The 8588-nt window shown below is 39.3% G+C and carries 6 protein-coding genes; all 6 read left to right on the forward strand.

Going from position 1 to position 8588, the window contains the following annotated elements; translation table 11 throughout:
* Window position 1: 1 nt before the first annotated feature.
* The 6 genes from NCWK1_RS19065 (at window position 2) to NCWK1_RS19090 (ending at window position 8451) form a co-directional block, all read left to right on the forward strand.
* A complete protein-coding gene (locus NCWK1_RS19065; protein WP_103125818.1) occupies window positions 2–1084 on the forward strand; it encodes a hypothetical protein in 1083 nt (360 codons plus the stop codon).
* Between the two features lie 119 nt (window positions 1085–1203).
* Window positions 1204–1497, forward strand: a complete 294-nt coding sequence (locus NCWK1_RS19070; protein ID WP_103125819.1) for a hypothetical protein — start codon at window positions 1204–1206, stop codon at window positions 1495–1497.
* A 192-nt stretch (window positions 1498–1689) separates the two neighbouring features.
* Window positions 1690–2004, forward strand: coding sequence for a hypothetical protein (locus NCWK1_RS19075; protein WP_103125820.1), 315 nt, complete (start codon window positions 1690–1692; stop codon window positions 2002–2004).
* A 202-nt stretch (window positions 2005–2206) separates the two neighbouring features.
* Window positions 2207–3973 (forward strand): GmrSD restriction endonuclease domain-containing protein, encoded by a 1767-nt coding sequence (locus tag NCWK1_RS19080; protein ID WP_103125821.1) that lies wholly within the window; start codon window positions 2207–2209, stop codon window positions 3971–3973.
* A 577-nt stretch (window positions 3974–4550) separates the two neighbouring features.
* Window positions 4551–7271 carry a DDE-type integrase/transposase/recombinase gene (locus tag NCWK1_RS19085; RefSeq protein ID WP_103125822.1) on the forward strand — a complete coding sequence of 907 codons (2721 nt, stop codon included), beginning with the start codon at window positions 4551–4553 and terminating at the stop codon, window positions 7269–7271.
* 1 nt (window position 7272) lies between these two features.
* A complete protein-coding gene (locus tag NCWK1_RS19090) occupies window positions 7273–8451 on the forward strand; it encodes an ATP-binding protein (RefSeq protein ID WP_103125823.1) in 1179 nt (392 codons plus the stop codon).
* Window positions 8452–8588 lie beyond the last annotated feature (137 nt).

Here is an 8588-nt window from a genome sequence, read left to right on the forward strand (position 1 = left end):
GATGCTGTTTGGGTATCCTGTTTCGGCAACAGCAGAAAATTGGTTTCACGAATGTTTACGCGAGATTCTGTGTTCAATTCATACAAGCCTAAAAGCAGCAACCACCCTGCCAGCATGGCCTGAAATTATTCCAGCGCGATACCGAAAAAGGTTGGAAAAACGCCGAGGGCTGGAAGATAGGTTGAATAATTACAAGACATCTCTAGAAAAGCTTACCACCGAAGAACAGAACCGAATTCTTCAAGCATTCCATGACCAAAATCAGATTGATCTTCTCTTGTCTTGCCAATTGAACTGTGAAACTATTACTGACTTGCCAAAAGCCATTCATGAGCCAGTAAAAAACCTTTTTGAATTTGGGTTTGAACTTCTCACAAAACTGGAAATCCGCGATAAGCACTACAAGGTAATTTATGATGCGGCTCCCTCTCATACATGTCCTTTCTGTGGGTGTGAGTACTTTGATGCACCAGAAGCACCCCGTGAAGCATTGGATCATTACCTGGCAGAAAGCAAATACCCATTTGCTGCTTCAAATTTGCGTAACCTTGTTCCAATGGGAAATAAATGTAACTCTCGCTACAAACTCGCGAAGGATATTCTCTTGAGGAATGACGGCACTCGTCGCAAATCGTTTGACCCTTATAACTGTACAGGAATCAGACTCTCTCTCGAAAACAGTCAGCCTTTTGCTGGTACACTTACACCAACTGGTCAACTACCGCAATGGCAAATCGAGTTTAGCCCAAACACCGAAGAGGTAATTACTTGGGATGAAGTCTTCCATATCCGAGAACGATATGAAAGAGACGTGCTAAACGCTGAATTCACAAGTTGGCTAAGGTATTTCAAGTCTTGGTGCAAGTCTGCGAATATTGTGCCTAGTTCTGACCAAGAATTGATGGATGCGCTCAATCGTTGTGCAACCCACTGCGAGGAGATGGGGATTAGCGATCGCGCGTTCTTAAAAGCCGCTGTATTCCGAATGTTGCACACACATTGCCAGCAAGGTGATCAACGACTTATTTCATTGATCATAAGTATTGTGAACCCAGGACAAACCAATTTGCGGCAAGCCCCATAAACTAAATCAATTTTGGTGCGATCGCCTTTATCTTCAAAAGGTTGTCCTTGAGCGCAATCCCTGTAATTATAATAGTCGGAAATCACGACTAAACCCTACACAAACCCCGATCTAAGGTAATGGACAGCGATGCGCTTTCAACCCAATATAGAATCGACGTACTCAGTAGACTACCTTTGGAGCCTTTAGAATACTGCCAACGTTGGGTTGAAGTACCTCCCGATGAACGGGGTTATCGAAAAGCCTGTGTAGCTGCTCTAGCAGAAGCCACAGGCTTAAGTCCGCGCACGATTAACGACTGGGGAACTAACTTTGAAAAGCGTCCTGACCATGTTCTACACGTTCTGAGAATGGCGGATATGCTCAACCAGATCAGGAAAATTGTCCTACCCCCCGATTATCCGCAAAAATAATTTAATCGGAATTTCCGACTAAAACACTGGTATTGTGGGCAGAGATTTCTTAATCTGTAAACTGTTGTATCAGACTAACGCTTGAGTACAAGAACAGTTGCCTTAACTTTTGAATCAACAAATTAACAGGTAGCCAATATCAAATTACTCTAGCCTCAATCTGGTACTTGCCCATCCATTACTAGCCGAAAATTGTTTGTGAGACTTTCCCCTAATCCAGAAGAGCAGAGGATAGATGCTATCCGTCAGCTGCCTTTGGAGCCGATGGAATATTGTCATAGGTGGGTAGATATTGACCCAGCCAGAGGATATCGCAAAGCTTGTATCAAAGCTCTGGCACAAGCCACAGGGTTAAGTCCTCACACTATCAAAGACTGGGGTAGCAATTTTGACAGAAGACCCCACTACATTCCTTTTCTGCTGCGTCAGGCTGACTTACTCAATCAGTTTAAACAACTCGTTATCAACCAACAAATAATTCTGCCTCCCAACTTTCCTGTTAACTAACTGTTCGTGATTTACGATTAACTCGTTATAAAAGCTATTGCTGACGAAGTATAAAGCACTCTATGCTGGCTTACATCTGCATTCATTTCTACGAAAGTAAGTGATATCTCATCAACCTAAAATTGCTCACAATTCACTAAAAAAATTTAATTTCTCTGCACTTGCAGTATGTGACCAAAGCATAAACACCTCAGAGCGGAAAATGCACTCTATCAGCACATTTGACATTACAAAATACCCCTTATTCGACATCTTAAAAGATATAAAAACTGGACGCATTCAACTACCAGATTTTCAACGAGATTGGGTTTGGGATGATGCTCGTGTGCGCTGTCTGCTTGCCAGCATCTCTCTTGCTTACCCTATTGGAGCAGTCATGATGCTTCAGCAAAGTAATCAGCAAGCGCAATTCAAACCTCGACTCATCGATAGTGTCAGAGAACCACAATATCGTAGTCCCAACTTGTTAATTCTTGACGGACAGCAACGCCTAACTACTTCATTCATGGTTTTGCTATCAGAGCAACCCGTAACTATTAAAGACCAAAAAACCCAAAAGCTGATTAAAAAATGGTACTACCTCGATATTGCCAAATCCCTTGACCATAACATCGACCGCCGCAGTGCCATCCTCGCTTTCCCAGAATCAAAAAGATTACGAACTTTTGGTGGAGAAATTATAGACTGTTCTACCCCAGAAAAGGAGTATGAGCTTGGATTATTCCCCTTATCAAAAATTTTCTTTTTTTCTGAATGGAGAAGTAAATATTCCAAATATTGGCAATATGATGTTCAAAAACTGGAACTTATCGACACCCTAGAAATAGAAGTACTCAAAAAATTTGAGCATTATCAAATACCAGTGATTCAACTACGGGAATCCTTACCCAAGGAAGCCGTGTGCCAAGTCTTTGAAGATACAAACACCTCTGGCTGTGACCTCAACTACTTCGACTTGATGAGTTCTAGCTACTGCGCCAATGACTTCAGCCTCAGAGATGACTGGAAACTGCGGGAAGCTTATTTTCAGCAATTTAAAGTATTACGTTTAGTGCGTAACACAGACTTTGTACAAGCTGTGACTTTAGTAGCTGGTTATGCGCGGAGACTGGAAGCGTTAAGCCAAGGCAGCAATTTAGACAAATTACCAGGTATCTCCTGTGGTCGTGCAGATGTTTTAAAGCTTTCCATCACAGAATACTCTACCTGGGCTGATAAAGTTACGGCAGGATTCGAGGAAGCGGCCAGATTCTTGCATGGGCAGAAAATTTTTGATGTCCTCGATTTACCTTATCCAATTCAACTTGTGGCTTTAGCTGCTTTGTTTACTGTTCTGGGAGAGCGATCGCGTTCTGTTAAATGTCGCTCAATGCTAGAACGCTGGTTTTGGTGCGGAATGTTTGGTGAGATGTACACAGGCTGGCATGAAACCCGCACTGGAAAGGATTTATGGGAAATACCACTGTGGCTGCAACAAGGAGGTTCACTCCCCTCCACAATCCAAGAAGCTAATTTCTTCCCAGAAAGATTGCTGACTGTGCGAAAGCGTTACGGTGCAATTTATCAAGGTTTATCCGCACTGCTGCGACTTTCTGGGGCGATTGACTTGATTACAGGCGAAGAAATCAATGATGTGCTTTATTTTGATGAACAGATTGACTCCCACCACATCTTTCCCGTGGCTTGGTGCAAAAAGCAAGGCATCGACCCTAAAAAATATAACTGCTTAGTCAACCGCACCCCTTTGAGTGCCAAAACCAACAAAAAGATTGGTAGCAAAGCACCTTCGGTCTATCTGCAAGAGATTGAAAGGTCTGGCGTTTCACCGCAGAGATTAGATGAAATCTTGCGTTCTCACGCCATTGAGCCAGAAACACTACGCCAGGATGACTTTGAAGGATTTTTCCAAGCACGGGCAAAAGCATTATTAGGTTTAATCAGTCAGGGGATGGGAAAAACCTTTACATAATGAAGCTTCAGATGATGTAGCTAATAAGCATCACAATAAATTTATTAATAAGCTGAATTCAGAATTATTGTTTACTAGCTATGGCTATAAAAATCATAATAAACAAATAATGAATTTTATTTCTTAGTATTAAACTTTTTCAGGAGTATATATATTTGTGAACATAAAATATCTGTATCTAGATATTTTAGAAAATGCAAAAATTTAATTTTTTACTGAATTTACAACGCAAAAATGCATATTGAAACTACATTATATTTCTTGCAAGCCAGTATTTATAAGCCTATATTTGGCTTTTTAAAAAATCTCTACTTCATTTGTATTACAAAATAATAAATATATATAAATTAATAAATGTAAACTTTGGATATATATTTAAAGGTATAACTAATACTAAAGATATGAAAAAAAATTCAGTTACTGAAGATATATCAAATTTAAACTTCAGTTTTTAGCTTATTGTTGAATTTGAAAAGTATAAAAGTTTGCTATTGCAATTGATGCCATGCATAATTGCTCTGGTAATTTGTTGGTTTATTAATTTCAATTTTGAAAAAATGAACTAATAAGGTTTCCCATGCTTACTCAAGATGAGTTTGAACTGTGGTGCCATCGCGTAAAACTTTCTGAGGTGGCCATAAAACTTGTAGAACAAATTCGCTCCTCCCAACCATCACGTTTGGTAGGAGGAGGTAGAAATAATGTAGCAGGTCGTTATCCCAGCCGCAAAATGGGGGTAACTATACAATTCGAGTCTCACAAAGTCGAATTGCCATTTATATATCAATTAGAGTATGAAAAAGATATTTTAGAATTCTATGACCAACCACCTCAAATCAAAATTAGTTACCAGTCAGATGAAGGGAAAAATATCAGCTTCTTATATACACCAGACTTTTTTGTCCTGAAAACTAACTCTGTAGGATGGGTAGAGTGCAAAGCCGAAAATCAATTGCAAAAACTTGCTGAAAAAAATTCCAATCGCTATTTTTTAGATTCAGATAATAAATGGCATTCTCCTCCTGCAGAACGTTATGCAGAGCAATTCGGATTTTTCTTCCAAATTTGGTCTGATGCAGAAATTAATTGGACTGTACAGCGTAATCTGAACTTTTTGGAAGACTATTATCATGCTGAGTCTCCTTTAACACAAGAATCTGCCACTCGAACCATCTTATCGCTTATATCGGCACAGTCAGGCATTACGCTGTCCGCATTGCTTCATCTTGCTGAAGGAACTACTTCTGACGACATTTACTCCTTAATTGCTACCGAGCAAATTTATGTAGATTTAAGTGCTGCTCCTTTAGTTGAGCCAGAAAGATGTTTTGTTTTTCGTGATCAACAGACGGCACTTGCTTACAGATCTATAGTTCTCTCTCAGACAAACTCGGACACTATTAGTTCTCCAGTCATTGATATTATTCCTGGCTCATCAGTTATTTATGACAGCAATATATTGACAATAATTTTTGTCGGTGAAACGTCTGTTCTACTCAATACAAAAGAGGGACAAACTGTTGAATTAGCGTTAACAACTTTTGTGAATTTGGTTCGAGAAGGTAAGATAACATGCTTAAAAAACAAGATGGAAAGCAATCTCAGTAATGAGTTGAGAGATATATTCCTGAAAGCAAGTGAGAATGATTTGAAAGATGCTAACCATCGCTATAGTATTATCGAGCCTTACCTAAGAGGAGAAGCAATCAAAGACAACAATATACCTCAGCGTACTCTCCGATATTGGAAATCTAAGTACATACAGGCTCAACAAAAATATGGTTATGGCTACCTTGGGCTTTTGTCTTTCAATAACTTAAAAGGCAATCAAAATCGCAAGCTGCCCGAACACACAATCGAACTGATGCAAAAGTTTATCGATGAAGAGTACGAAACCCATAAACAAAAGCGTAAGTTCGAGGTTTACATTAAATTTACCAATGCTTTGTCTTCTGCTGGTGTTTCAGAGGATCTAATTCCCAGCTATAAAACTTTCATTAAAGAAATTAAAAAGCGTTCTGGCTATGAGCAAACAGTAAAGCGTTCTGGTCATAGAGATGCCTATTGGCAGGAACCGTTTTACTGGGAACTAGAATTAACAACACCTCGCCACGGTGATCGACCCTTTGAAATTGGTCACATTGACCACACTCAAGTTGATATTGAATTGCGTTGTTCACGCACAGCTAAGGTGCTTGGCAGACCTTGGGTAACTTTTATGGTGGATGCATATAGCAGAAAAATGCTTGCTGCTTACATAACGTTTGATCCACCTTCCTACCGTTCTTGCATGATGGTAATACGTGTCTGTGTACAACGACACGGATACCTGCCTCAAACTATTGTTGTTGACAACGGATCTGAATTTCACAGTACTTACTTTCAGGCTTTAATAGCAATACTTAAGTGCACCCTCAAGTATCGCCCTCCATCAAAAGCTCGCTTTAATGCAATAGGTGAAAGATTATTTGGCACTGCTATGACACAGTTGATCTACAGCCTGGCAGGTAATACACAGATAACAAAGAAAGTCAGATTGATGACTAAATCAGTAAATCCCAAAAATCTAGCACTCTGGACTCTTGACCTTCTTTACTATTACTTATGCGAATGGGCTTATCAAGTCTACGACACTAAAGAACATCCAGCATTAGGGCAAAGCCCGCAAGAAGCTTTTGCTGCTGGTACAGCACAATTTGGTAGCCGTTCTCATAGAATGCACGCATATGACGAAAACTTTAGACTTCTGACATTACCAACAACGAAAAAAGGAAAAGTTAAAGTCAATCCAAGCCAAGGTGTGCAGATCAACCACATTCACTATTGGTGTGCAAGTTTTCTCGACCCAGAAATTCAAAATTCATATGTAGATATAAGATATGACCCATTTGATGCTGGAGTTGCTTATGTATATATCCGTGGTCAGTGGGTTGAATGCTTTAGTGGGCTGTATTCCATCTTTAAAGGGCGTACTGAAAAAGAGATTGAGATAGCTACTAGTGAACTACGCAAACGTCATCAGAATTATGCACAACAGTTTAAAGTAAGAGCCAAAACACTAGCTGAGTTTTTAACAACAGTAGAAGCGGAAGAGGTTTTATTAGAACAACGCTTGCGAGATGCTCAAATGAAAAACGTGTTTCGTGTAATTGAAGGTAGTTCTCCAGACCGTGTTCCTTATGTGCAATCAGAAGATAACCAAATTTCTGATAACAAGGATTCTAAAGATTGGGAACCTCCATCAACAAAGCAGATAACTATTAATTTAAACAAGCTTCAAGTGTATCCAGAGTATTAACATGTCATTTTTAACTTCCTTCCCACCAATACTCCTTGAGAAAGCCCCAGAAGAAAGATTGAATTATTTTCTTTCTTACACAGTTGCCCATCCTCGACTGATTGAGGCAACTGATATGGTTATGAATACTATTGAAGAACCTGCTGGAGCTTCTTTCATTTTTGTTTATGGCCCTAGTGGTATAGGAAAAACAACGATGAGATTAAGAATTGAGCAGGCATTGATAAATCAAGCATTACCTGAATTAAAAACTGATAGAGGACACATTCCAGTTGTGGGTGTTGAGGCTCTTGGTACAGAATCTACTCAATTCAACTGGAAAGATTATTTCACTCGTTCTTTGATTGCCTTGGAAGAACCACTAATTGAGTATAAGGTGGACTATGGTATGAGAGGTATTCAGCGCAACGCTCAAGGGGAACTTACCATTGAACCAAAAGTGACTGCACCAGAACTACGTCGAGCCTTAGAAAATGCTTTGAAATACCGTCGCCCAAAAGCTTTTTTAATTGATGAGGCTCAGCATATGCAAAAAATGGCTAGTGGTCGTCGGCTTCAAGACAATATGGATTGCCTCAAGTCTCTTGCCAATTTAACAGGTGTAGTTCATGTGCTATTTGGCACTTACGAATTATTACTATTCCGAAATTTAAGCGCACAGTTAAGTAGACGGACTGTAGATATTCATTTTCCAAGATATCGAATTAATAATCAGAATGATGTGGAAGCTTTTACATCTGTTATATTCAATTTTCAGCGCCATCTACCAGTAGAAGAAGAGCCAGATTTAATAAATAATTATGAATACTTCTATGCAGGTAGCCTTGGTTGTATTGGAATTTTAAAAGATTGGTTAACACGCGCCCTCAAACTTTCCTTGAAAGAAGGAGGTAAGAGTTTGACTTTAAAACATCTAGAACAACGAGCTTGGTCAGTTGCTCAACGTCAAACAATGTTAAAAGAAATTGAAGAAGGTGAACGGCAATTAATAGAAAATACAGATAAACATCAGCAATTATATGATGCTCTTGGGTTGAGTAGAGAATCATTTACTGATTTAGTTAACTCTTCATCAAATCAACCAAATCAGTCAACAGAAGTACTTGATAAGTCACAAAAGCGAAATAGAAAAGTTGCTAAGCGTAATCCTAAGCGCGATTCAATTAAAGGATTAGATTGAAATGATAAATAGTCAGCTTGTTATTTACGAATCCTTAAACTTGGAAAGACCAAATACGCCATCTTCCAGTCGTTTATACAGCATAGAACCAATAGGCGTAGGAACACCCTATCCCTCTTCTGTCACTTTCCGTAGAG

The organism is Nostoc cycadae WK-1 (genome assembly GCF_002897135.1).
Lineage (GTDB): Bacteria > Cyanobacteriota > Cyanobacteriia > Cyanobacteriales > Nostocaceae > Nostoc_B.

Bases quoted from the DNA above. Each gene is read 5' to 3' on its own strand.
- NCWK1_RS19085 (WP_103125822.1), top strand. From the start codon at position 4,551: ATGCTTACTCAAGATGAGTTTGAACTGTGGTGCCATCGCGTAAAACTT.
- NCWK1_RS19090 (WP_103125823.1), top strand. From the start codon at position 7,273: ATGTCATTTTTAACTTCCTTCCCACCAATACTCCTTGAGAAAGCCCCA.
- NCWK1_RS19080 (WP_103125821.1), top strand. From the start codon at position 2,207: ATGCACTCTATCAGCACATTTGACATTACAAAATACCCCTTATTCGAC.
- NCWK1_RS19070 (WP_103125819.1), top strand. From the start codon at position 1,204: ATGGACAGCGATGCGCTTTCAACCCAATATAGAATCGACGTACTCAGT.
- NCWK1_RS19065 (WP_103125818.1), top strand. From the start codon at position 2: ATGCTGTTTGGGTATCCTGTTTCGGCAACAGCAGAAAATTGGTTTCAC.